At 67.2% G+C, this 22,728-nt stretch carries 28 protein-coding genes and 1 tRNA gene; 10 read left to right on the forward strand and 19 right to left on the reverse strand.

Translation table 11 applies throughout. The annotated features are described in order from the left end of the window. Positions 1 to 35: 35 nt before the first annotated feature. On the reverse strand, positions 36 to 2,081 hold the full coding sequence (locus VI123_RS00920) for a DEAD/DEAH box helicase (RefSeq protein WP_336336200.1): 2,046 nt from the start codon (positions 2,079 to 2,081) through the stop codon (positions 36 to 38). 276 nt (positions 2,082 to 2,357) lie between these two features. Then, the gene (locus VI123_RS00925; RefSeq protein ID WP_336336201.1) at positions 2,358 to 2,723 is read right to left on the reverse strand and encodes a cupin domain-containing protein; all 366 of its coding nucleotides are present in this window, start codon (positions 2,721 to 2,723) and stop codon (positions 2,358 to 2,360) included. Positions 2,724 to 2,823: 100 nt separating this feature from the next. Here VI123_RS00925 and VI123_RS00930 point away from each other — a divergent pair, with 100 nt between their 5' ends. After that, entirely contained in the window at positions 2,824 to 4,029 is a 1,206-nt protein-coding gene (locus VI123_RS00930; RefSeq protein ID WP_336336202.1) for a CBS domain-containing protein, read from the forward strand. On the opposite strand, the gene VI123_RS00935 is transcribed toward VI123_RS00930, so the two are convergent. The 3 genes from VI123_RS00935 to VI123_RS00945 form a co-directional block, all read right to left on the reverse strand. Continuing rightward, on the reverse strand, positions 4,030 to 4,677 hold the full coding sequence (locus VI123_RS00935; protein ID WP_336336203.1) for a phosphoribosyltransferase: 648 nt from the start codon (positions 4,675 to 4,677) through the stop codon (positions 4,030 to 4,032). A 62-nt stretch (positions 4,678 to 4,739) separates the two neighbouring features. Then, positions 4,740 to 5,018, reverse strand: coding sequence for a hypothetical protein (locus VI123_RS00940; RefSeq protein WP_336336204.1), 279 nt, complete (start codon positions 5,016 to 5,018; stop codon positions 4,740 to 4,742). A gap of 43 nt (positions 5,019 to 5,061) precedes the next feature. Further along, positions 5,062 to 5,910, reverse strand: a complete 849-nt coding sequence (locus VI123_RS00945) for an HNH endonuclease (protein ID WP_336336205.1) — start codon at positions 5,908 to 5,910, stop codon at positions 5,062 to 5,064. Positions 5,911 to 6,246: 336 nt separating this feature from the next. On the opposite strand from VI123_RS00945, the gene VI123_RS00950 reads away from it, so the two are divergent. Beyond that, the gene (locus VI123_RS00950; RefSeq protein ID WP_336336206.1) at positions 6,247 to 6,699 is read left to right on the forward strand and encodes a DUF5814 domain-containing protein; all 453 of its coding nucleotides are present in this window, start codon (positions 6,247 to 6,249) and stop codon (positions 6,697 to 6,699) included. Between the two features lie 50 nt (positions 6,700 to 6,749). On the opposite strand, the gene dpsA (VI123_RS00955) is transcribed toward VI123_RS00950, so the two are convergent. From dpsA (VI123_RS00955) to VI123_RS00965, 3 genes are all read right to left on the reverse strand, one after another. Continuing rightward, a complete protein-coding gene (gene dpsA, locus VI123_RS00955; protein WP_336336207.1) occupies positions 6,750 to 7,310 on the reverse strand; it encodes a DNA starvation/stationary phase protection protein DpsA in 561 nt (186 codons plus the stop codon). Between the two features lie 2 nt (positions 7,311 to 7,312). Further along, positions 7,313 to 7,888, reverse strand: a complete 576-nt coding sequence (gene dpsA, locus VI123_RS00960; protein ID WP_336336208.1) for a DNA starvation/stationary phase protection protein DpsA — start codon at positions 7,886 to 7,888, stop codon at positions 7,313 to 7,315. 289 nt (positions 7,889 to 8,177) lie between these two features. After that, on the reverse strand, positions 8,178 to 8,609 hold the full coding sequence (locus tag VI123_RS00965; RefSeq protein WP_336336209.1) for a CopG family transcriptional regulator: 432 nt from the start codon (positions 8,607 to 8,609) through the stop codon (positions 8,178 to 8,180). 125 nt (positions 8,610 to 8,734) lie between these two features. On the opposite strand from VI123_RS00965, the gene VI123_RS00970 reads away from it, so the two are divergent. After that, positions 8,735 to 9,163: a VOC family protein gene (locus tag VI123_RS00970; RefSeq protein WP_336336210.1), complete on the forward strand. Its 429-nt coding sequence runs from the start codon at positions 8,735 to 8,737 to the stop codon at positions 9,161 to 9,163. 16 nt (positions 9,164 to 9,179) lie between these two features. Here the strand turns inward: VI123_RS00970 and VI123_RS00975 are convergent, their stop codons facing one another. Beyond that, positions 9,180 to 9,794 carry an RPA family protein gene (locus VI123_RS00975; protein WP_336336211.1) on the reverse strand — a complete coding sequence of 205 codons (615 nt, stop codon included), beginning with the start codon at positions 9,792 to 9,794 and terminating at the stop codon, positions 9,180 to 9,182. Continuing rightward, positions 9,795 to 10,736, reverse strand: a complete 942-nt coding sequence (locus VI123_RS00980) for a replication factor A (RefSeq protein WP_336336212.1) — start codon at positions 10,734 to 10,736, stop codon at positions 9,795 to 9,797. It lies immediately after the preceding gene. A gap of 163 nt (positions 10,737 to 10,899) precedes the next feature. Here VI123_RS00980 and VI123_RS00985 point away from each other — a divergent pair, with 163 nt between their 5' ends. Both VI123_RS00985 and VI123_RS00990 read left to right on the forward strand, forming a co-directional pair. Beyond that, the gene (locus tag VI123_RS00985) at positions 10,900 to 11,184 is read left to right on the forward strand and encodes a DUF7091 family protein (protein ID WP_336336213.1); all 285 of its coding nucleotides are present in this window, start codon (positions 10,900 to 10,902) and stop codon (positions 11,182 to 11,184) included. Positions 11,185 to 11,266: 82 nt separating this feature from the next. After that, positions 11,267 to 12,256 (forward strand): mannose-1-phosphate guanylyltransferase, encoded by a 990-nt coding sequence (locus VI123_RS00990; protein ID WP_336336214.1) that lies wholly within the window; start codon positions 11,267 to 11,269, stop codon positions 12,254 to 12,256. A 6-nt stretch (positions 12,257 to 12,262) separates the two neighbouring features. Here the strand turns inward: VI123_RS00990 and VI123_RS00995 are convergent, their stop codons facing one another. Beyond that, positions 12,263 to 13,045 (reverse strand): SDR family oxidoreductase, encoded by a 783-nt coding sequence (locus VI123_RS00995; RefSeq protein ID WP_336336215.1) that lies wholly within the window; start codon positions 13,043 to 13,045, stop codon positions 12,263 to 12,265. A 49-nt stretch (positions 13,046 to 13,094) separates the two neighbouring features. After that, a complete protein-coding gene (locus VI123_RS01000) occupies positions 13,095 to 13,544 on the reverse strand; it encodes a TRAM domain-containing protein (protein ID WP_336336216.1) in 450 nt (149 codons plus the stop codon). Positions 13,545 to 13,690: 146 nt separating this feature from the next. Here VI123_RS01000 and VI123_RS01005 point away from each other — a divergent pair, with 146 nt between their 5' ends. Both VI123_RS01005 and VI123_RS01010 read left to right on the forward strand, forming a co-directional pair. Further along, positions 13,691 to 15,136, forward strand: a complete 1,446-nt coding sequence (locus tag VI123_RS01005) for a M61 metallopeptidase family protein (protein WP_336336217.1) — start codon at positions 13,691 to 13,693, stop codon at positions 15,134 to 15,136. A 106-nt stretch (positions 15,137 to 15,242) separates the two neighbouring features. Next, a complete protein-coding gene (locus VI123_RS01010; protein WP_336336218.1) occupies positions 15,243 to 15,605 on the forward strand; it encodes a group I truncated hemoglobin in 363 nt (120 codons plus the stop codon). A 122-nt stretch (positions 15,606 to 15,727) separates the two neighbouring features. Here the strand turns inward: VI123_RS01010 and VI123_RS01015 are convergent. From VI123_RS01015 to VI123_RS01035, 5 genes are all read right to left on the reverse strand, one after another. Then, a tRNA-Arg gene (locus tag VI123_RS01015) sits at positions 15,728 to 15,832 on the reverse strand. A 50-nt stretch (positions 15,833 to 15,882) separates the two neighbouring features. Beyond that, positions 15,883 to 16,179 carry a hypothetical protein gene (locus tag VI123_RS01020; protein WP_336336219.1) on the reverse strand — a complete coding sequence of 99 codons (297 nt, stop codon included), beginning with the start codon at positions 16,177 to 16,179 and terminating at the stop codon, positions 15,883 to 15,885. Next, positions 16,179 to 17,276: a DUF373 family protein gene (locus tag VI123_RS01025; protein WP_336336220.1), complete on the reverse strand. Its 1,098-nt coding sequence runs from the start codon at positions 17,274 to 17,276 to the stop codon at positions 16,179 to 16,181. Before VI123_RS01025 ends, VI123_RS01020 begins: the two co-directional genes overlap by 1 nt. 46 nt (positions 17,277 to 17,322) lie before the next feature. Further along, entirely contained in the window at positions 17,323 to 17,814 is a 492-nt protein-coding gene (locus VI123_RS01030) for a phosphate-starvation-inducible PsiE family protein (protein WP_336336221.1), read from the reverse strand. 37 nt (positions 17,815 to 17,851) lie between these two features. Beyond that, the gene (locus tag VI123_RS01035) at positions 17,852 to 19,192 is read right to left on the reverse strand and encodes an MFS transporter (RefSeq protein WP_336336222.1); all 1,341 of its coding nucleotides are present in this window, start codon (positions 19,190 to 19,192) and stop codon (positions 17,852 to 17,854) included. Positions 19,193 to 19,309: 117 nt separating this feature from the next. Here VI123_RS01035 and VI123_RS01040 point away from each other — a divergent pair, with 117 nt between their 5' ends. Together VI123_RS01040 and VI123_RS01045 are read left to right on the forward strand one after the other, a co-directional pair. After that, positions 19,310 to 20,338 (forward strand): radical SAM protein, encoded by a 1,029-nt coding sequence (locus VI123_RS01040; RefSeq protein WP_336336223.1) that lies wholly within the window; start codon positions 19,310 to 19,312, stop codon positions 20,336 to 20,338. Between the two features lie 91 nt (positions 20,339 to 20,429). Further along, positions 20,430 to 21,269, forward strand: coding sequence for a DUF1109 domain-containing protein (locus VI123_RS01045; protein WP_336336224.1), 840 nt, complete (start codon positions 20,430 to 20,432; stop codon positions 21,267 to 21,269). Here VI123_RS01045 and VI123_RS01050 read toward each other — a convergent pair whose 3' ends face one another. Then, positions 21,270 to 21,584 (reverse strand): DUF7577 domain-containing protein, encoded by a 315-nt coding sequence (locus VI123_RS01050; protein ID WP_336336225.1) that lies wholly within the window; start codon positions 21,582 to 21,584, stop codon positions 21,270 to 21,272. Between the two features lie 94 nt (positions 21,585 to 21,678). Between VI123_RS01050 and VI123_RS01055 the strand changes: the two genes are divergently transcribed. Further along, positions 21,679 to 22,194: a DUF21 domain-containing protein gene (locus VI123_RS01055; RefSeq protein ID WP_336336226.1), complete on the forward strand. Its 516-nt coding sequence runs from the start codon at positions 21,679 to 21,681 to the stop codon at positions 22,192 to 22,194. Between the two features lie 2 nt (positions 22,195 to 22,196). Here VI123_RS01055 and VI123_RS01060 read toward each other — a convergent pair whose 3' ends face one another. After that, positions 22,197 to 22,571 carry a YccF domain-containing protein gene (locus VI123_RS01060; RefSeq protein ID WP_336336227.1) on the reverse strand — a complete coding sequence of 125 codons (375 nt, stop codon included), beginning with the start codon at positions 22,569 to 22,571 and terminating at the stop codon, positions 22,197 to 22,199. Positions 22,572 to 22,728 lie beyond the last annotated feature (157 nt).

Consider the following 22,728-nt stretch of genomic DNA (forward strand, 5'->3'; position numbering starts at 1 on the left):
GTGTGCCCGAGCTGACGGTCGAGGAACAGGTTCGACTAGTGCTCGTCGCGTAGTTCCATGTCGGCGACGATTTCGTAGGGGTGGTGCTCCTTCCGGATGCCGTCGAGCAACTGGAACGCCTCGTCGGGCGCGAGGAAGTGCCGGGTCACGGCCCGGCCCAGCGGCGTCGGTTCGAGGCCGTCGATGAACTCGTATTCGAGCAGTTTGCCCAGCGCGTGTTTCGTCGGCACCGCGCCGACCATCCGGTCGTTGAGCCGCTTGGCCTGCTTGCCGGCGACGGTGACGTTCGCCAGCGTCTCCTCGACGGCCGCGCCCTCGTCGTAGCGGGTGATGACCGGCTCCATCTCGCCTTTCAGGAGCTTGAACGCCACCTCGTCCTCGGTCATCTCCATGCTGTTGTGGTACGAGCAGTCCGGTTCGACCAGCATGTAGACGGTCCCCTTGTCGTGGTAGTCCGGGCGGCCGGCCCGGCCGAGCATCTGGCTGAACTCCTGGACGGTGAGCCACTCGATGCCCATCGCCAGCGAGTCGAAGATGACCTGCGAGGCCGGGAAGTCGACCCCCGCCGCGAGCGCCGCCGTCGTCACGACCGCCGCCAGGTCCTGGTCGGCGAACTGCCGCTCGACGCGCTGGCGCTTCCGGTTGTCCAGCCCGGCGTGGTACGGCGCGGAGCTGTACTCCAGTTTCCGGGAAATCTGGTGACAGCGCCGCCGGGAGTTGGTGAAGATGATGGTCTGGCCGCGGTACCCCTTGCTGGATTTGTTGTCGAAGGCCCGCTTGACCAGCTTGTTCTCCGTGTCGATTTTCTCGCGGCCGTCGGCGAAGGTGACGTGGCGCTCGATGGGGACCGGCCGCTCCTCGAACTCGATGAGCGTGGCCCGCAACTGGTCGGCCAGCTGACCGGGGTTGCCGACCGTCGCCGAGAGGTAAATCCACTGCGTGTCGCCGCTGTCGGGCGCGCCGCCGGTTTCACAGTAGTATTTCAGCCGGGAGATGAGCCCGTCGAGCCGGTGGCCCCGCTCGTCCTCGCCGAGCGTGTGGACCTCGTCGATGACGACGGTGCCGACGGTGCCCAGGTCTTTGCCGGTCCGGAGCGCGTGGTCGATGCCCTCGTAGGTCCCGACGATGACGTCGGCCTCGGGGTCGAAGCGCCCGCCCTCGTCGGCGATGCGGCTCGCGCCCACCCGGAGCGAGACATCGACCATGTCGCCGTAGCGGTCCTTGAACTGCTCGTACTTCTGGTTCGCCAGCGCGACCAGCGGGACGAGAAACAGCATCGTCCCCTTGCCGTTGAGGACGCGGTCGATGCCGGCCATCTCGCCGACGAGCGTCTTCCCCGTCGCCGTCGCGCTCACGACCAGCTGGTCGCGGCCCTCGGTGGCCCCGTGCTCGACGGCGAGGCTCTGGACCGGCAACAGGGTGTCGAACCGGGATTCGAGGTGCTCCTGCATCCCGGGATGGAGGTCGAGCGAGTCCACCCGGACGGGGTCGACCTCGTCGACGGTCGCCGAAATCTCGTCGAACTTCGTCAGGTCGGGGTCCAGTTGGCCCGACAGGAGGTTCGTCACCCGGTCGAGGTCCTGGACTTCGAGCAGGAGCTCTTCGAGGCGGTCGCGGGCGTCGGCGCTGATGCTGCCCGTGAACGCGAGTTCGCGGTCGAGCTGCTGGCGAGCGCACTCCGGACAGATTGTCTCGTCGTCGGTCTCGATAGCGGTCTCGCTGGTAATCGGCGAGTAGCGCCCGTCCGAGGCACACAGCCGGCAGGTCCGGACGACCTTGGCCTCGACCTGGTAGGCGTCGAGGGTCTCGCGGATGCGGTCGCGCGCACGCGGTGCGGTCTGTTCTGAGATGCGAATGCGGGCCGCACGGCGGGCGAGCTCGACGAACTGGTCGGGCGAGCGGAGCTCCTCGCTGGTCCCGTCCTTGACCCGGAGCCGGCGCGGGCGGGGCCCGGCGTCGGTCTCCTTGAGTTCGAGGATAGCGTGGAAGAGCCGCTCGCCGTCCCGCTGTGCGACGACGCGGTACTCGTCGCCGTGTTCGTGGAGGAACAGCGTCTCTACCTGTGCGGCCTGCTGTGACACAGTCGTACAGAGGCGACTGCGCTACTTGAGCGGTTCGGACTAGGTGTGAGTGGGCCGAACACGCAGCGACGGTTTCGAACAGCCAGAGAGCCCCCTCGCGGACGACTCGCCTGACTCCGTGCGCTCCTCGCTCCGCTGCGGTGCTACGGTCGTCAGACTCGCCCGCCACTCGGCCCTTTCAGTCCCACCCACGGTGGACTGGTCGGCCGGCCCGAGAGCGGCCGGTCCGGGCCTCGGCTATCGCTGTTCACGGACTGGGCCAAGTACTGCGACCACTCACTCCTGCAGCGTGATTTCGTCGTCGCCGGCGGGAACCGCACAGAGGAACGCGCCGGGGTCGTCGCCGTCGTTGCGGTACCAGTGGACCGCGCCGGCGGGGATGTAGAGGCTGTCGCCGGCCTCGACCTCGTACTCCTCGCCGTCGATGCCGACGGTGTACCGGCCGGCGAGGACGTGCTGCTGGTGTTCGACGTCGTTGGTGTGTTTCGGCACGCTGCCGCCGGGCGCGAGCGTGAAGCGCCGAATCGCGAGATTGCCGCCGCCCCGTTGTGCGCCGACGAGGACACCTTTTTCGAGCCCCTCGGCCGCGTCGACGGTCTCGTACTCGACGTCCTCGGCCCGGCGAATCAGTGGGTCGCTCATGTCCACGCCGACGCGGGCACGGTGCAAAGACGTACCGGCGACGCTGCCCGCGACAGTCCCGCCAAGGGGGCTTAAGACCGTCGGCCGAGAAACGACGGGTATGCGCCGGTTCCGCATCGGAAGCGCGTTCGGAATCCCCATCCAGCTGGACCTGACGTTTCTCCTCGTGTTGCCGCTGTTCGCCTGGATTATCGGGACACAGATAGGGCAGACGACCGAGCTGTTGAACGAGACGTTGAACGCCGGGCTCGACGCCGCCGTCCTCACCGACGGCACGCTCGTGTGGGTGCTCGGCGTCGGCGCGGCCGTCGGCCTGTTCACCGGCGTCGTCCTCCACGAACTCGGCCACTCGCTGGTGGCCATCCGCTACGGCTTCCCCATCGACTCCATCACGCTCTGGCTGTTCGGCGGCATCGCACAGCTCAGCGAGATGCCCGAGGACTGGAAGCAGGAACTGGTCATCGCCATCGCCGGCCCGGTCGTCAGCATCGCCGTCGGCACGGTCTGTTACGTCGCGTTCCAGGTGCTCCCCAGCGGCTCGGCCACCGCAATCGAGTCGGCGCGGTTCATCCTCGCGTATCTGGCGCTGATGAACCTCGCGCTGGCGGCGTTCAACATGCTCCCCGGCTTCCCGATGGACGGCGGCCGCGTCCTGCGGGCGCTGCTGGCCCGCCGGCGGTCCTACGCCAGAGCCACCACCATCGCCGCGGAGGTCGGGAAAATATTCGCCGTCTTCCTCGGCCTCTTCGGCATCTTCGTCCTCGGGAACATCTTCCTCGCCGGCCTCGCCTTCTTCATCTACATCGGCGCGGCAGGGGAGTCCCGCCAGACGTCGATGCGGGCCGCGTTCGAGGGCGTCACCGTCGCGGACGTGATGACGCCGGCCGACCACGTGACGACGGTGTCCGAGGACGTCTCCGTCCGGGAGCTCATCCAGACGATGTTCCGGGAGCGCCACACCGGCTACCCGGTCGAGCGCGACGGCGAGGTCGTCGGCCTCGTGACGCTCGAAGACGCCCGCGCCGTCCGGGAGGTCGAGCGCGAGGCCTACACCGTCGGCGACGTGATGACGACGGAGATTATCACGATACGCCCGGAGACCGACGTGATGGACGCGCTGACATCGCTCCAGCAGAACTCCGTCGGTCGCCTCCTCGTCACCGACGAGGACGGCTCCTTCCAGGGGCTGCTCACCCGCTCCGACATCATGACCGCGCTCTCGATTATCAAGTCCAGCAGCGACTACACCGCCATCGGCGACCCGGAGACCCGGACCGTCCGCCCGGAGTCGAAGATAGAGCGGTAGTCACTCGCCGGCGAGACACGACATCGCCTCCTCGTCGGAGACCTGCTCGAACCGCTCGTAGTACTGACCGACGGCGCGGAAATCGGACGGACAGGCCAGACAGACCACCTCGTCGACCAGCGTCTCGAGGTCAGCGATGGCCCGCGGCGAGCCGACCGGGACCGCGAGCACGAGTCGCTCGGGGCCCGCCTGTCTGAGTTGCTCGATACAGGCCCGGGCCGTCGCGCCGGTCGCCACGCCGTCGTCGACGAGACACACCCGCTTGCCTGTAAGCGCCGGCGACGCCGCCGTGTCCCGGTACCGACGGGCCTTCTGTCGTGCTACTTCGGCCATCTCTGCCCGCGTGCTCGCGACGTACTCGCGGGGAATCCCTCTGTTCTCGATGACGTCGGTGTTGAGCCAGACCGACCCGTCGGCCGCGACGGCACCGACGGCGAACTCGGGGTTGTCCGGCGCGCCGATTTTCTTCGCAACCGCGATATCCAGCGGCGCGCCGAGCGCGTCGGCGACGGCCCGCCCGACCGGCAGTCCGCCACGCGGTATCGCCAGGACCACGTCGGCCTCGATGTCCCGCTCGCGCAACGCCTCGCCCAGCCGTCGGCCGGCGGCGCGCCTGTTCTCGAACGTCGGGGGGCGGTCGCGTGCCATACCGGTCGGTTCGCTGTCCAGCGGCAAATATCTCCGCACACTCGCGGCCGATGGGCCCCGTGTCAGTCGCCGTCCAGCGCCGCGGCAATCGCTTCGAGTTCTTCCTTCCGGAACGGCCGCTCCGCGCCCGCCGGGTCGTCGTCGTCCCGCTCGCCGATTCGGAAGAGAATCCCCGCCCGCATCTGTGGCTTCGACGGCAGTCGGTCCGCGTCGATGTCGTACCCGACGGCCTCACAGATTGCCGCCAGGGCCTCCTTGGTGAAGGCAGTCGAGACCGGGCGTTCGTACCGCCCGACGGCCGCGCGTATCTCGTTTCGCAGTTCGTCGACAGTCGGTGACATACCCACACGGGCGACGGGACCGATTGTGTAGGTTCCGGTCCGGCTACGCCGACACACTGGCCGGGACAGCGGCGTCTGTTCGGGGGACTCCGGCCCGCCATCGCAGTTCCGCCCGGGAGACCCGCCCGAACTCTGCTCGCCGGTGACAGCCCGGACACAGCGAGACGACGTTGTCCAGCGTGTGTGCGTCCCGAACCGTGAGCGCCGGCACCGCAGCGAACAGTCGGACCGGCACGATGTGGTGCACGTCCGGGTTCCGTCCCAGTTCGTCGGCAGTAGTGCCACAGAGGACGCAGGCGTAGCCGTCCCGGTCGAGGGCCCGCTCGCGCACCGCCCGCCAGCCCGGCCCGTACTCGCCGACACCGCCGCCACGCCAGTTCGGATGCCCGTCGCCGGTGAACGCCTCGGAGAGCCACGCGGCGTGACACTCGCGGCTACAGAGGACGACTTCACCCGTGATATCGCTTGGATACCGCTCGACTTGACCTTCACAGACGGAGCACTCGAAACTGAGTTTCCCGCCGTTCCAGTTTGGATTGTCCGAGCCGGAAATCTGTCTCGTGTGTCGCCAGTCGGCGTTCTCGACACACTCAGCGCAATAACAGCCCTCTTTCTCCGACGGATAGTACTCGAAGGTCGTGCCACACCCGTCACAGGTCGTCTCCTCTTTTGCATCCGAATAGTTCGGGTTATCGGCCCCCGAAAAGGAGACTGCAACGTCACGGCACTCCTCGGAGCAGTAGCGCTTCTCGTGCTCGGAATAAAACTGTTCCGAGCAGTGGTTACACTCTCGGTTCGGCAGTCGTTCGCCGTGGACACTGCTGTGGTGAACGCCCAGTTCCCGTGTTGAGTCGAACGTGCGGTCACAGGAGGGGCACTCGTAGTTGGTCATCGAGCAATACTGCTTCCTGACATGTTATAAATAAATGGAGGGCAGAGTGGGACTGGAAACGCTAAAGTCTCGAAATCAAGACGTAGAAGGTCTAAGTCCGGGCGCGGGAATTGAACCCGCCTCTTAGCCACCACAAGGCTAAAGGATGCCACTACCCCAGCCCGGACACGCTTGCTGAAGCACTCATAGATATCCCGCTGGAACAGAAATACGTTACGAATCTGGAAACCAGTGGGTCGTGCGAGCGCGTGACAGCGGCGGTGGGTCGGACGCCGGCCCTGTCTATCGGCCGCTTCGAGACGCTTTTAGGCGGCCGACGCATACAACTGGACACGCGTGGCCATCACGGACAAAATCTACGTCAAGAACCACCAGCAGCTCGCCTCCCAGCTGGAGACGAGCTTCCCGAAGGGTGCGTTCAAGGGCGCGACGCTGGACATCCTCTTCCAGGGAGAGGGGCTGGCGAAGCTCGACGAAGCCACCAGGGAGCGGGTCCTCGATTTCGCCGAGGACTTCCTGGACTGCGACTGTGAGGCCAACCCACACTGTGGCTGTGCCGAGCGGAAGTTCATCTCGTACCTGCTGGAACTGCGCGAGCAGGGGATGGGGCCGGACGCAATCGTCGACGTGATGAGCGACGACTACATGCTGTATGCCTATCCGGGGGACGTACTCTCCTTCCTGGATAACTCCGTCAGAACGTTAGAAGCCGTGGAAACCCTGGCAGATGTCGATGGGCGCGACGACGTGGCCGAGGACGTGCAGCGACTGCGAAATCGGCTGGTGTAACGTAACGCATCATCTCCGAGTAGCCCGGTCAGTAATTATCCGGAAAGCAGTCAGTCGTTTCGAACCAGTGTATCGTCGGCGAGAAACCGTTGCAGCGTGTGTGCGTCCCCTTCTAACGTCTTGAGATGAACACACAACAGTTCGCTCGTGGTTTTGTCCTGGAATTGTTCAGCTAATTCGACGTGATCGCGAATCTGGACGGCAAGCGTCGCGTAGCCGTCGAGGTCCCGTTCGAGCGAGGACCGAACGTCGAAGCGGTGGGGCGTCTCGATGTGCATCGGGGCGTGTTGGCGGATGCCCATCGGTCCACAGACAGGTACGCCACCGAGTGCGTGGACACGGATTGCGATGTCGTCGGTTATCTCAGTGAGTCGGTCCGCGGCCGATTCGAGGAACGTCGCAACGTCGTGCCACTCGGCGCCGTCGATGGTCCAGTAGTGTTTCCGGACCTGATTGAACAGGAGGTACAACCCCGACAGTTCGGCGTTCAGGGCAGTCACTAGTCGTTCCGCAACGGCCGGTTCCAGTCTGACTTCGTTCGCTCGGACGGTATCCCACTCCTGTCGGCGGTGTTCTGCACCGGGGTTCCGAAGATGTGGCGTACTCGCCATGGTTAGTCGGTCGCCTCCCTCTGAACGAGGGTGTCGTCTTCGAGGAACTGTTCGACCCTGTGGGCGTCGACTTCGAGTGCCATTAGATGGTTACGCAGTCGCTCTGCCGTGCCCGAATCGCCCATCTCCTCGGCAAGGGCCACGTGTTCGCGCATGCTTGCGACCAGTGTCGCGTAGCCATCGAGGTCCCCCGAAAGCGAGGCGCGGAGGTCATAGAGGTCCTCGGCTTCCAGGTGGACCTCAGCGTGCTTCTGAATCGTCGGCGGCGTGTTCGGCGGGATACCGCCGAGTTCGACGATTCGAACCGCGAGGTCGTCGTTGATGTCGCGAACGCGCTTGTACGCGTCTTCGAGGAACTCGGTGACATCGTGGAACTCGGCGCCTTCAGCCGTCCAGTAGTGCTTTCGCAGGAGGTAAAAGAGATTGAATGACCCGGCGTGGTCGGTACAGAGGGCGTGTACGATCTCCTCGGCGACATCGCTGTCGATCCGAAGGTCGTTTCCGTCGAGTGTCTCCCACTCTTGACGACGGACGCCGGTCTCGGGTTCGCGGACCAGTCCAAGTTGGTTCTCCGTCATGTTTTCACCTCGACCGCGCTCCTGTGGGACATACTACTCATAGTTGACCTTGATTGTCCGACCACATAAGGATTGTCAGAAAAGTAATATTTTAGGCGGGCCGAAACTATGGGACGGAGACACCACGACCGGGAAAGCGGAGAGACCAGCCGTTCGTCCGCTAATTATTGATGAGACAGCAAGCGAGTTCCGTTAGACGGGTGGTTTCGGCTGCATAAAACACGTCAGTTATTTGAATTGACGGCAGCGAAGAGAAAGACGGCCGAACAAAGAGATCGCGATGACGCGCTCAGATGTCGTCGAAGCTGCCGATGCGATAGGAGGCGTCCTCCTCCTCGCCCTGGTCCAGGTCTTCGAGGTGGATGACCTCGTCCTGGTCCATCTCGTCGAGTCGCTGGCGGAGTTTGGTGACGTAGCGCTTGTGTTCTTCCAGTTGTTCGCGGAGGTGTTCGGCTTCGAGTTCGAGCCGCTCGTGTTCGCGGACGAAGCTCTTCGGGACCTCGACTTTCGGGGGGAAGCTCTCGGTGCTGGTCTCAGTCGCGTCGTCCTCGAACTCGTGTTCCGGGGCGACTTTCACCTGCCCGTCGTGGGAGACGAGCGTGTCGACGTAGTCCCGGAACACCGCGGACAGCGAGATGTCGCGCTCCTCGGCGATTTCGCGGAGGGTCTCGAATTTGTCCTCGCTGACCCGAAAGGAGATAGTCTTGTTTTTGTTGCCCATAGTTATGTACCGTTTTAGTGGCAACGTATTTAATCGTTTGTCAGACGCTACCGCTCGCCGCCCGTGGGCGACGGCGGCGGAACCGGTGTGATTTAACAGCCGGCCGGCCCGGGTTCCGGACAGAGATGGCAACAGACATCGACGCGACCGCCCACCACTTCGGCATCATCGTCAGCGACCTGGACCGCGCCGTCGAGTTCTACCGGGACGTGCTCGGACTGGACGTACTGACCCGCTTTTCGGTCGGCGGCGCGGCGTTCGGAACCGCAGTCGACATCGAGGGGGCCAGCGCCGAACTGGTCCACCTCGACGCCGGCGGCGCGCGCCTGGAACTGGCGACATACGAGCCAGAGGGCGAAGCGATGCCGGACCCGGAGCTCAATCGACCGGGGGCGACCCATCCCGGCCTGGAAGTCGACGACCTCGACGCCGTCGCCGACCGGCTCCCCGACGACGTCGAAACCCTGAGCGGCCCGCAGACGACCGAGAGCGGGACGACAATCATGTTCGTCGTCGACCCCGAAGGGAACCTCATCGAGCTACTGGAACCCTAAAAAGCCGCCGGCCGGGTCAGTCCGCGCTGGCTTCGGCCTGTTCGTCCTGGAGGCTCTCCAGCGCGCCGACGACCGACTGCCGGTAGTTCTCGACGGAGAGCTGGTCGTACTCCTCGTCTGCCATCGCGATGTACTCGTCGACGGCCGGGTCATCCATGTCGGCCTCCGCGTAGCGCCTGACCCTATCGAGGGTGCGCTCGGCCGTCTCGACGACCCAGCGGTCGCGGGTCGCCTCGTCGACCTCCGAGATGGACTCGGGGCGAATCGAGACGTTCACCTCGCCGTCGTCGGTCTCGTAGGTCCGCGGTTTGCCGACGACAGCGACGTAGGCCGGCGGCTCCAGTTCGCGTAGCATCGAGGCCGCGTCGGGCTGGTACTGCCCGGCGTACATGAAGAACGTGTCGCCGTTGGGGTCGACGACCCGTCCCTGCCAGTACTCGCTGTCCTCGCCGACGTCCTCGGTTTCGGTGAGGGTGCCGACCAGGAACACGCGGTTGGCGCGCTGGCCGGTCGGGAGGAGGACGTACACCGGCGCGCGGTCGTCGTCGGATTCCTTGAACGTGTAGCTCGCGTCGTTGAACTCGCGTGCGAAGACGCGCCGTGCGACCTCGCGGGTGGGTGTGCTCGCCATCTAGATCGACCTCGCTTTGATGAGAATCTCGTCGGCATCCACGGCCCCGGTCAGTCGCTCCTGCTCGTCGGCGAGCAGGTACCGGCCGAAGGTCGGCCCCCGGACGCGGTAGTACCGCCCGAGAATCTTCTGTCGCATCTCGTCGGCGACGACGGTGGTGTCGAGCGCGTCCATCGCCATCTCCTTGGCCTCCGCCAGCGAGATGCCGGTCAGCTCCTCGGTCGCCGTCTCGTCGAAGATGACCTCGGTGACCTCCTCGCCGTCGTCTAGGACGCCCTTGATTCGGAGGTCGAACTCGCCTTCGACCTCGCCGTGTTCGCTACAGCGGCCGTTCTGGAGGACGCGGGTACAGTCGTCTTCGGGGCAGCGCTTGATGAGCCCGGACCCGGACTGGATGTCGACCAGCGCGCCCTCGGCCTCGACGCTGTCGTCGCCGACCTCGATTGCCTCGTCGAGCTCCTCGATGGTGGTCGTCCGGTTGAGCTTCACGGAGAAGCGACCCTGGTACTCGTCGGTGACGACGTTGCGCAGGGCGTAGGACTTGCCCTCCTCCAGGGAGGGGAGGTCGGACTTGGACCACTTGGTGAACTTTATCGTGCCCGTCTCGTCGCCCAGCAGGCCGACCTGGGCCACGGCGTCGGCGCGTGGCTCCCAGAGTTCGACGACCGTCGCGCGAACGTCGACCCACTCCTCGGGGGCGTCGACGTCGGCGACGTTGACCTGCTCGTTGCCGCCGCCACCGCCGCCCAGCTGGTCGCGGTCCATGCCGGCCTCGTCGAGGTACGTGTTGACGACGCTCCGGCGGGCCTCGCTGATGGGCACCTGGTAGTCGTTGACCAGCGTCTCGAGCCTGTCGACGACGTCGTCGACGGCGATGTCCAGCTGGTCGGAAAACTGCTCGTGTATCTCTGTCGCGTGGGTACGCAAATCTGACTCAGTCATTGGCTGTCACTGTCTCCGCCTGGTTTTCGTTGGGAGACAGTCGACAGTTGGTCGCCTTCGGTTATAAACGCTCGCCCAGCGGAGTGAAAGTGAAGCCGTGCGTTCGCCGGACCGAGACAGACCGCGCGAGAAGATTGATTTGTCGCGGGACACAACGGGCGGTATGGCCGACGACGACCAACTCGCGCGGTTCATCCGGGAGACGCTACGGTCGGCCGAGCAGCAGCTCTCGGACGCGAAGGAGGCCTACAAGAACGGGAAGCGGTCGGCGGAGGCCGGCCTGCCCAGAGACGAGGAGGGACGGGCCCGCGTCGTCTGTCGCCGCCACGCCGAGTACCGCGCGGTGTCGATGGACGCCCAGCGGCGGCCCGTGTGTTACGACGCCGAGAGTCCGGACTGTCAGGGCTGTGTCGAAGACATCAGGGACGGGACGATAGAGACGTGGTGAGCGACAGTCGACGGGGCCGCGTTGCTCGTCGACCGCGCGCTCGCGGTACAACACTTTAGCACGGGCCGGGCGAAGCCGGGGTATGGACAGACCGCTCGTCGCGCTCGTTTTGGCCGGTGGGACCGGCACGCGGCTGTATCCGGCGAGCCGGAGCGACCGGCCCAAACAGTTCCTCTCGTTCGGGCCCGGGGAGTCGCTACTCGCCGAGACGGTCAGTCGGGTCGGGTTCGCGGACGAGACGTACGTGTTGACCCGGGAATCCTTCGCCGACGGGGTGCGAGCGCGCGTCCCGAACGCGGCGGTGCTGACCGAGCCGGAGCCGAAAGACACCGGGCCGGCGCTCGTGTACGCGGCCCACCGCGTCCGCGAGCAGGTCGGGGACTGCGTTTTGCTGTGTCTGCCCAGCGACCACCGGGTTTCGGGGCCGTTCGAGCGGGTCGGGCGGACGGCCGCGCGAGTCGCAGTGGAAACGGAGGGGGTCGTCACCGTCGGCATCGAGCCGGACCGGCCGGCGACCGGCTACGGCTACGTCAAGCCAGGCCCGTCCGGAGACGGCTTCGCGCCGGTCGAGACGTTCCACGAGAAGCCCGACCGGGAGACCGCACAGCGGTACGTCGAGGAGGGGTTCTACTGGAACGCCGGCCTGTTCGCGTGGACGCCGACCGCCCTCCTGTCGGCCGCGGCAGCCTCGCCGCTCGCGCCCATGGTCGAACGGCTGGACGAGGCCGACGCGGCGTTCGACGCCGTCGACCCGGTGAGCATCGACTACGCGGTGCTCGAAGGGGCCGAGAACGCCTTCGTCGTCCCGGCGGCGCTTGACTGGGACGACCTGGGGTCGTGGGACGCCGTCGAGCGAGTGCTGGACAGCGAGGACGGGAACGCGGTACTGGGCGACGCAGTCACTATCGACGCCGACGGGAACGTGCTGGCGAGCGACGGCCACGTCAGCGCCGTCGGCGTCGACGACCTCGTGGTGGCGTCCTTCGACGACCGCACGCTCGTCGTCCCGAAAGACGAGGCCCAGCGCGTCCGCGACGTGGTCGCGGAACTGCGGGACGACGGCCTGTTCTGACCGCCGCTAGCTCCGCATCGACCCGCCGTCGACCGGGAGCGCCGTCCCGGTGACGTAGGAGGAGCGGGCCGAGGAGAGATACGCCACCACGTCGCCGAGTTCCTCGGGCTGACCGACCCGTTCCAGCGGCGCGTCCGACCACGACTCGATGCCCGCCTCGTAGGAGTCGTACTCGCCGCGCTCGACGGCGGCCTCGACCAGTTCCTCGATGCGGGGCGTCTCGTGTGCGCCGGGCAGGACGGCGTTGACGCGCACCTCGGGCGCGAACTCCCGAGACTGGGTCTTCATCAGGCCGATGACCGCCCGCCGGACGGCGTTCGACAGCACGAGGTCGTCGATGACCTCCCGCACCGAGCGGGACGTGATGTTGACGATGGTCCCGGCGTCGGAATCGCGGAGGTGCGGGTAGGCGGTCCGCGTGGTCCAGACGGCGCTCATCACCAGCAGGTCGTAGGCGCTGTACCACTCGCGTTCGGTCGTCTCCATGAACGGGCCGGGGGCCGGGCCGCCGGCGCTGGTGACGACGTGGTCGAGGCCCCCGAAAGTGTCGACGGTCTGCTCGACCAGCGCCTCGACCTGGTCGGGGTCGGTGATGTCGGCTTCGACGGCCAGCACGTCGCCGTCGCCGACCGATTCGAGTCGGTCGCGAGCCGCGTCGACGTGGGCCGGCGTCCGGCCACAGACCGCCACGTTCGCGCCCTCGGCGGCGAGGGCTTCGGCGCTCGCGAGTCCGAGTCCGCTGGTCGCGGCTGTACACAGCGCTGCGTTGCCTTCGAGTTCGAGGTCCATACCGGGACGAAGTACCGACTGGCTCAAAGAAGTCCCGCTCGCGGACCGCCTAGCTGCCCCAGAAGTTGTCCCGACTGCCCAGCCGCCGGCCGTCGTCGTCCGCGTCGTCCGTCTCCTCGGTGTCGGCGTCACTTTCCTCCGTGTCGGCGTCCGAAGGCTCTTCGTCCATCTCCAGGCGCTCGATTTCCTCGGCCCGGGCGTGGTTCGAGTGGACGTTCGTCACCTTGACCAGCGAGCGCGCCGGCGGGAGCACGCCGTCGACCATGATGATGAAGCCGTCCTCGGTCCGGCCGACGCCGGCACCGCTCTCGTGGATGTCCTCGACGTCGACGGTGACCTCCTCGCCCATTTTGACCGGCTGGCTCTTGAGTTCCGAGATGGGCTGGTTGTAGTGATTGCACCACTCGGCACCGCCGCGGTCGCCGTAGTGGGTACAGCCCATCCCCTGGATTCGTTCGGTGAATTTGGGACAGTCGTCTGCGAGCGGACAGTCGGCCATATCAGGGGATAGCGCGGCCGCTGGCAAAACGCTTGCGACCCCGCCGGAGCGGCCCGTGGGCCGGTTATTACGTTTGAGATTTTCACCGGCACACACTTTAGCGCCACTCGCTGGTTGTCGCGTAGCATTCGGTAACACTCGAAGCTATGAGAACGCAGACGTCGGCGGGACTGGTGTGCCTGCTTCTGGTTTGTGCGTCCCCGGCCGCTCTCGGTGTCGAGCCGGGCCCGGCCGGACAGGTCGGCGGCGACAGCGCGATTGACGTCCGGTACACAGTCGCACGGGAGCCGGCCCAGGCCGGGCGAGTGCGGGTGACCGCGACGATTGAGCGACCGCGGCACGTCGCCGGCCTGTCGGTACGGCCACCGGCGGGGACGACGGTACGCCGGGCCGACGGCCTCTCCCGCGACGGTGACCGCTGGCGCGTCGACGGTCCCGGAACGGCACGGCTGACCTACACCGTGCCCGTCGGCCTCGCGACGACGTTCGGCCAGCGGACCGCCGACACCGACGACTGGACGCTGCTCGCCAGGCAGGAACTGTCGCTGCGCGCCCGCTGGCGCTGGCACGTCGGCCCGCGGCCCAGGTGGAACGAGTCGCTCGCACTCGCGCCCGGCCAGCGCGGCGTCGCCGGGACCACGGCGGCCTACATCGGCCCCCACGAGACGGCGACCGCGACGGTCGACGGCGACCGAATCACGCTCGTCGTCCCGGCGGCCGCGGACCTGCGGCCGAACCGGACCGCGGTGCTGCACTCCATCAGCCACGCGAAGCGCGCCTCGACCGCCGGACGGGACCACGACCACGTCCGCGTGTTCGTCGCCCCGAACGGGCTCGCGTCGGGGGGATACGCCCCCACGAACGGCGAGCCGGACGTCATCGTCAACGCCGGCGAACCGGTCCACTCCCCGGTCAACGTCTGGGTCCACGAGTACCGCCACACCCGACAGACGTTCGCGGTGACACCGGCGATGGCGTGGCTCGAAGAGGGCAGCGCCGACTACCACACGGCGGCGCTCACCTACGCCGCGGGCGACATCGGACGAGACCGGTTCCGGGACAGGGTCACGACCGAGCGCTACGAGACGGCGGACCTGACACGGCCCGACAGCTGGGACGGTCCCGGCCCGCAGTACCACAAGGGGGCGCGCGTCGTCGCGGCCATCGACGCCCGCATCCGACAGGCGACCGAGGGTCGCCGGACGTTCGAAGCCGTCCTCGACAGGCTGATGCGACGGGACGACCGCGTCACCCTCGCGCTGTTCGCCAAGACGGTGTCTTCCGTCGCCAGGGCGGACCTCGGCGCGTTCGTTCGGGGGGCCGTCACCGGCGACGCACCGACGGTCCCAATCGACGGCCTCACCGACAGCGGCCCGCGACGGAGCGGGTCGGCGGACACGACCGAGCGGCCGACGAACGCCGCGCCGTCGGTCGGGAGCGCCGCCACGGCGACGAACGGTGACGAGCCCGCAGCCGGCGTCGACACGGCCCGACCCGTCACCGACCGCCACGGCGAGTGGACCGTCCTCGGGACGCTCGGCATGCTGTCGGTGCTGCTGGCCCGTCGCCAGCGACGGCGCGAACGGCCGTAGCTTCCGCCTCCCGTCATCTGCTCCGGGAACGCCGGCCACGGCGTCGCGCCGGACCGAACATGTTCTTCCACAACGGTCATGCCGACCGCTTCCGTGCCCTCCGGCAATGGCGTCACAGTCACTCTTCGAGCGAATCGGCGGTCGGGACGCGGTCGAGGCGGTGGTCTCTGACTTCTACGACCGCGTGCTCGACGACCCCCTTCTCGAACCGTACTTCGAGGACACCGACATGGACCGGCTCCGCAGCCACCAGACCCAGTTCATCAGCGCCGTCGCCGGCGGCCCGGTCGACTACGACGGCGACGACATGCGGACCGCTCACGAGGGGCTGGGCATCACCGAGGACGCGTTCGCAAACGTCGCAACCCACCTCGAAGCCGCGCTCCGGGAGAACGGCGTTCCCGACGACGACGTCTCGGCGATTCTCGGCGAGGTCGCCGCCATGGAAGACGACATCGTGGAGTCGTAGACAACTGGTCGCCGCGAAAGCGGGTCGGAGAGCGGGCACGCGATGCCAGCCCCACTCGGTTTGCCGTGGTTCGACGCTTTCGGTGGTGTTTCAGAACGCCACGGTGTCGTTCAGCAGCGTCACGGGCACGGTGGGATTCGAACCCACGACCGTCGGATGTCTTCCCCCGGTGGCAGCGCCAGCGGGGATAGAAGTCCGACGCTCTATCCGGACTGAGCTACGTGCCCTCGCTGCCGCATACTTCCGGCGGTGACAAAAGACGTGCGGAACGCGGCGGTCAGCCACCGTGGTCGATGTCTTCTTCGACGTCGTCGGCCGTCGTGATGGCGTTGACGTTGCCGGTCTGGACCGCGGCCAGCCCGTCGATGTCACAGAGCGGGTCGATTTCGTCCTGCGTGGTCGAGACCAAGAGGTCGCCGAACTGGAGGCGGCGCTCGACGGTCGCGCCGGCGGCCGCCGCGGCCGCGGCGACGCGGTCGGGGTCGGCGTCGTGGGCCGTTTCGAGGACCAGTTCGACGGGTTCGCCTTCGATGGGGGCTGCGCGCAGGCTCTCGACGGCGCGGGAGACGTACATCACTCGGAGGAGGGGCCGCCGGGGCCTTGGTTGTGCTGTTCGGGGCGGTCGAAGCGGGCCTCCGCGACGGCGAAGGCCAGCGTGCTGACCAGGCCGAGCAGGGTCCCGCCGGTGAGCATTATCGCGAGGTACTCCAAGTCCTGAGCGCCGAGGAAGAAAGCGCTGACGGCGTGTAACACGGCGGCAATCGAGAGGACGTAGAAGGGGGCGTTCAGGTACCGCCAGCGGAAGCTCCCGTCGAGGTACTCGTCGGTCACGCGGCCGAGGCTGGAGGTGATGCCGGCGGCGGCGAACCACTGAATCGCGCCCGCTATCAGCGACGCGATGACTTCGATGGCGTCGGGGTCGGTCTGGCGTTCGAGCTCCTGGACGCCGCTGACGCCGCCGATAGCCAGCAGCGCGGCCGCGACGACGTAGGTGATAATCGTCACGCGGCCGGCGTACAGCCCGGCCGTCGTCCGCTCGACCGCTTCGTCCAAGAGCTTCTCCGCGCCGAGGCCCCGCGCGAGGATGTACAGGCCCAGCAGGCCGGAGATGACACCCAGCGCGGAACCGGGGTATCCCAGCGCCTCGACGGCGATTGTCAGCGGGTAGATGAGCAGGAGGATGCCGAGCGGGACCAGGATGGTCCCGCGGGTCTCCGGGTCGTCGAGCACCTGCTTGATGGTGTAGTACATCGATTCGAGGTTCTGGGCCTGGCGGACGACGACGCGGCGGACGCCGTCGATGCGGACCCGCGAGCGGATGACCGGCACCACCGACTCGTCCTGTGCGCCGTCGGTGACGAGCAGCGCCCGCACGTCCTCGCTGGCCGCGAGCGACGCGAGGACGGTATCGACCTCCTCGCCGACCGCGCGGTTGGCGGCGACGTCGCTCCCGTCGACGCCGGTGACGGCCGCGACTTCGACCGGCTCGTCGGTGATGTCGTCGTAGATGTGGACGCCCTCGAAGAGGACGTTCACGTCGGAGTCCTCCGGGTCGTTCGAGGCCAGCGCCACCGCTGCGTCCACGACGGCGTCGCGCCCGATGACGGGCGTCTCGATGCCGGTCTTGCGGCCGAGGTCGTCGTCGAGGTCGATACACAGCACCAGCAGCATCTATCGGCGCTACGCCGTCTGTGTTTAACTTCTTTCGGGGACCGGCTCAGTCCGGCGTCCCGCGGGTCCGGCGTTCGACGAGCAACAGCGCCGCGAGGCCGAGGATGATGAGCGTGTAGGCCCCGGCCGCGAGGAGGGCGGCCTGTTCGGTGGCGTACTCGCCGGTGCGGAAGATGATGGCCTTCCGGACCATGGCGATGACGCCCGTGTAAATGACCAGGCGGACGATGCGCCGGGTCTCGCTCTCCTGGGTGTAGGCGACGACGGTCTGGTACACCTCGACGATGATAAAGAGGAGCAGGGCAGTGTCGATGAAGCCGACGACGACCAGCGGGTCGGTGATGTCGCCGCGGATGGCGCTCTGGAATATCTGGAGTCCGAGGTCGAACACGCCGATGGCAAACAGCAGGACCAGCACCAGCGCCGCGACCACCTCGACGTAGCGGATGGCCGTCTCGCTGAGGGCCAACACCCTGTCGTCGAACGACTCCGCCGCCGGCAGCGACCCGCCCACGGGGTCGGACTCCTCGTCGTCCATACGCCCGAGACGGACGCCAGCACATTCAAAGCGGTCCCTACCTGGCGTGGCCCGGGTCGGCCGGCCGCGGCTCGTAGGCCTCCGGTGTCGTCCCCAGTCTGGCGACGAGCCACAGCACCGGGAGCAACAGGACGCTCCCAACGACGAACGGCGACCAGTAGCCGACGGCGAAGTACAGACCGCCCATGACCGGCGGGCCGACGGTCCGGGCGAGGCTGCCAGCACCCTGCGTGATGCCGAAGGCGCTCCCCTGGACGGCCGCACTGGCCCGCTGGGAGACCAGCGCCGTCAGCGTCACCGAGAGGATGCCGTTGCCGAGCGGCAGCAGCGTCAGGACGAGCAGGAGGCCGAGCAGGTCGGCGGTGAGAAACGGGACGAGTGCGGTCAGGTCGGGCAGGACCGAGCCGATGGTCCGCGAGGTCGGGATGGCGCCGACGCCGACGACGAGGAGGCCGGTCCCGAGAATCGAGAGCCGGACCGGGCTGTACCGGGCCGAGAGCCGCCCGACCAGGACGCCCTGCGTGACGACCGCGAGGACGCCGATGTAGGTCAGCAGGAGCGCGCTCTGGGCCGCGGTGTAGCCGTAGATGTCGGCGACGTACGGGACGAACATCACCTGCACGCCCGAGAAGGCAAACGAGACCAGGAAGAACGCGGCGAGGAGCGGTCGGAGGCCGGCAGTCGCCACCGCCGTCCGGAGCTGTGAGAGCGCCGAGGGACGGTCGGTCGCCGTCGGGGTCCCGGAAGCGGGCCTGGACTCGGGGAGAAACAGGAGGGCGACGACGACGCCACAGAGGCTCGCGGCCGCGGCGGCGAAACTCGGGAGCGAGAACCGGGTGATTGGGACGGCCGCCGGTACGAGCGCGTCGACGGCGGCGACCGTGGCATCGAAGCTCAGTACCGCGCCGATGCCGGGGCCGAAAATGAACCCCAGCCCGAACGCGGCTCCGATAAAGCCCAGGGCGGCGGCCCGCCGTTCCGGCGGCGTCACGTCGGCGACGTAGGCCTGCGCGGTCGAGAGGTTCCCGCCCATCGCGCCGGCGAGCATCCGGGAGACGAACAGCAGCCAGAGCGCGTCGGCCAGCCCGAACACCGTCCACGCGACGACGGAGCCACACAGCGACACCACCAGCACCGGCCGGCGGCCGACGCGGTCCGACAGCGAGCCCAGCAGCGGCGCGAAGACGAACTGCATCGCGGAGTAGGAGGCCGCGAGCAGGCCGATGACGAACTCCGTCCCGCCGGGGAACGACCGGGTGTAATACGGGAGGATGGGGATGACGATGCCAAAGCCCAGCAGGTCCAGGAAGACGACGAAGAAGACGACTGCGAGCCCACGGCGACGGGAGCCGGTGGTACCGGTCCCGGTGTCTGTCATACCAGCCCCTGCGTCGGGGAGCCGGATAAGCGCGCCGGGGCAGTGTCCCGTGGGCTCCTCTCGCACGCCGAGCCCGATGCGCACGCTTTTTCCCGCTGGGAGCGGTGGCTAGAGACAATGATTTCCGAGGGCTGCGAACAGTGCGCCAAAGGCGGCAAGATGGTGCTGTTCGTCTACGGCTACTGCGACCAGCGAGACTGCTTCTACTGTCCCCTCGGGGAGAACCGCAAGAACGTCACCCAGATGTACGCCAACGAGCGCCCCGTCGAGGACGACGCCGACGTCATCGAGGAGGCAAAGCGCATGAGCGCGCTCGGCACGTCCATCACGGGCGGCGAGCCACAGGAGGCCCTCGACCGGACCTGTCACTACCTCGAACTCCTGAAAGACGAGTTCGGCGAAGACCACCACACGCACCTGTATACCGGCATCACCGGCGGCCGCGAGAACATGCGCCGGCTCTCGGAGGCCGGCCTCGACGAGATTCGCTTCCACCCGCCCCTGGAGCAGTGGGGCGACCTCCACGGGACCGAGTGGGAGGACATCCTCTACATCGCCCGCGAGGAGGGGCTGACGCCGGCCTTCGAGATTCCCGGCATCCGCGCCGAGGAGGAGTTCCTCGAGTTCTTAGACGAGGGCGCGGCCGACTTCTGTAACATCAACGAGTTCGAGATGTCCGACGGGAACTACCGCCGGATGCAGGAGGAAGGCTTCGAACTGAAGGACGACCACATGAGCGCCGTCGAGGGGTCCCACGACATCCTGGAGACGATGGGCGACCACGAGAAGGTGTACTTCTGTACGAGCGTGTTCAAAGACGCCGCCCAGCACCGCTCCCGGCTCAAGCGGATGGCCCGCAACATCCGCCGGGAGTTCGACGATGTCACCGAGGACGGCACGCTCGTCTACGGGAAAGCGTGGGTGGACGAAGCGCGACTCGAAGAGCTGGGCGTCCCCGAAGAGTTCTACGCCGTCAAGTCCGAACACGTCGAACTGGCGTGGTGGTTGCTGGAGGAGATGGTCGAGGAGGGCGACGTACCGAAAGGGGAAATCGTCGAGCAGTACCCCACCTACGACGGCACCGTCGTCGAGCGGACGCCGCTGTCGGGCGGGGCGGGCGGCAGTCGAGCCACTGCCGACGACTGAGCATACCGCGCCGGCCGGTCCCGTCGTCCCCTGTCTGTGCTGTCCGGGCGGAGCTTTATCTGTTGGCTCGGAGAAATGCCGGTGACCCTCCATGCGACTCGCTATCGACAGCGGCAAACTCCTGTACGCACTCGGCATCCTGTTCGCCGCGGCGGCGCTCCTGTACTTCGTCCGCGACGTCGTGTTCAGTCTCTCGATAACCGTGAAGGCGGCGCTGCTGTTGCTGGGCTTCGTTGTGTTCTTCGTGGCGGGCGTGAGCACCGAACGGGACGTGCTGGACATCGTGGCCTTCGCCCTCAGCGGCGTCACCTACGTCGTCTTCGCCGGCTACGTCGTCGTCCGGTACTCGCCAAGCGAGACGGGGACGTTCCTGTTGCTCGCCGCGTCGGCGGGGCTGTTCGTCGGCCTGGGCTACGCCTTGCGGGAGGGGCTGCCGACGCCGTCGCGCCGCACCGCCGGATACGCGCTCGGTGGCCTGCTGGTCGTGAGTGTGGTGCTCGTGGGGGCGGACGCGCTCAGCGGCGGCGTGGCCTACGACGTGCAGACGAACGAGTCGGTCACGGTGTCGGTGCCGGCCCCGGGACAGGGCTCGGGCGGGTTCCCGCCCGTCGACAGGCGACTCGGAACGGTCACCGCCTCGAACCCGTCGCCGTTCCTGCGGGCGCTCGAACTCCCGTCGGTCTCGGGCTGTCTGGTCGGGCCGACGAACGACCCGCTAGAGGACGTGTGGGTGACCGTCGAACGGGACTGGGACGAGGACACGATTCCGGGCTCGACGACCCGGTCGTACGCGGTCACCGGCGAGTTCCGCATAGACGCGAACCGGACGGAGGCGGTGACGTTCGCCATGGAGCGGGGCATCGACTGCGACGCGGACCGGTCCGAGCCGACGATAGCGATTCAGGTCAGCGGGCGCGACGGGGCCGACTGACTACTCCAGTTCGGTGAGACACTCCTGGCAGTAGGTGGCGTCCCGTATGTTCGGCGTCCCGCAGGCCCCACAGGTCACGACCGACGGGGCGGTATCGGACAGCGGCGAGTCGTCGGTGAGCGCGTCGACCGGCCACTCCGGGTCGGCCGACGACTGGTCCATCGTCTCGGCGCGTCGGTTGACCTGCTGGATGAGTTCGTCGTCGCGCATCGCGTCGAGGGCGCGCCACAGCCCCAGGAACAACAGCGTCGGCGCGACGATGACGAACAGCCCGGCGACGACGCGCAACGCCAGTTCCACCTGGCCGAGTGGCATACGGTACCAATGGGCTGGAGCGTGGAGTATCCTTCGCCCGGCTCCTCGTCGAGATGGGCAAGGGCTTCTTGCACTGGCTGGCTGAAGACGGTGTATGGATGGCCCTATCGTGGCGGTCGGCGGCGGCCTCGTCGTGGTGTTGCTCCTCGGATTGAGCGCGTTCTTCTCGAGTTCGGAGATAGCCGTGTTCTCGCTGCAGGGGGACTGGATAACACAGCAGGCGGCGACGGGCGACCGACGGGCACAGGTGCTGAAGGAGTTACACGACAACCCACACCGCCTGCTGGTGACGCTGCTCGTCGGCAACAACATCGTCAACATCGCGATTTCGAGCATCGTCACGGTCCTCGTCGCGAGCTATCTCTCCCCGGGGCCGGCGGTCGTCGCGACCACGGTGGTCACCAGCGTCCTGATACTGATTTTCGGCGAAATCGTACCGAAGGCGTTCGGCCTCGGCAACGCGGAGTCGTGGGCGCTGACCGTCGCAACGTCGGTCCGGGTCGTCGAGCGGGTCCTCTCGCCGCTTATTACCCTGTTCGACGGCGTCACCAGTCGCATAAACGCGCTCATCCCCGTCGAGGGCGACATCGAGAAGCCGTACCTGGAGTGACGTCAGTACTGGTACAGCGAGACGACGAACGGGAGTCTGTTGTACATCCATATCGCCAGCGGGAGGCCGACGACGGTCACCGAGAGGGCGTAGGCGACGCCGGTCCAGACGCCGCTGGCCCACCAGCCGACGAAGACGAACCAGACGGCGCGGACGGGGAGCGAGTACTGCGACCCCCCGTCGGTCGCTTCGACGAGTCGGTCGCGGCGTTTGAGCGTCAGGACCAGCGGCACCTTGTTTATCATCTTGATGCCCAGCGGGATGCCGATGATAGTGACGTTCAGGAACCACGCGAACGAGAGCCAGACGCCGGTCGCCCACCACCCGACGAGCAGGAACCACACCGCACGGACGAACAGAGACCGCTGGTCGCTCATACTCGACCTACCCCGTCTGTCGGCATAAGTTTCCTGTCCGAGAACGGGACGGCGAGCGGGCACGACAAGGACGGTCACTGACGACTGGCGAAGCCTGCGCCGAAGTGGCCGCGGTCGACGACCGAGACCGATCGGTCGTCATCCCTCGAACCGGAAC

The sequence above is a fragment of the Haloarcula sp. DT43 genome (assembly GCF_037078405.1).
Classification (GTDB): domain Archaea; phylum Halobacteriota; class Halobacteria; order Halobacteriales; family Haloarculaceae; genus Haloarcula; species Haloarcula brevis.